Here is a 255-nt window from a genome sequence, read left to right as displayed (position 1 = left end):
AAGGATGACTGAAAACGGGCTTCCTTCAGGCAGCCGCGTAACGCGCGAAGCCGACGCCCTTCCTCGATTCTCCCCTGTAAATGTTTGATTTCGTAAATGAGAAAAACCGCCAGACGGTTTTTCTTTATGCGGCGTGCGAAGCCGTTACCATTTTTTAAGGATGACTGAAAACGGGCTTCCTTCAGGCAGCCGCGTAACGCGCGAAGCCGACGCCCTTCCTCGATTCTCCCCTGTAAATGTTTGATTTCGTAAATG

At 51.0% G+C, this 255-nt stretch carries 1 protein-coding gene; it reads right to left on the bottom strand.

Annotation, left to right across the window (positions count from 1 at the left end; all coding sequences use genetic code 11):
• Positions 1–255: hypothetical protein (locus M3202_RS22230; protein ID WP_251225359.1), on the bottom strand; the 255-nt coding region annotated here is incomplete at both ends.

It is taken from the genome of Halalkalibacter oceani, assembly GCF_023715605.1.
Classification (GTDB): Bacteria; Bacillota; Bacilli; order Bacillales; family Bacillaceae_D; genus Halalkalibacter; species Halalkalibacter oceani.
The sequence above is the reverse complement of the archived record's forward strand: the minus strand, read 5'-3'. Positions and strand labels throughout refer to the sequence as shown.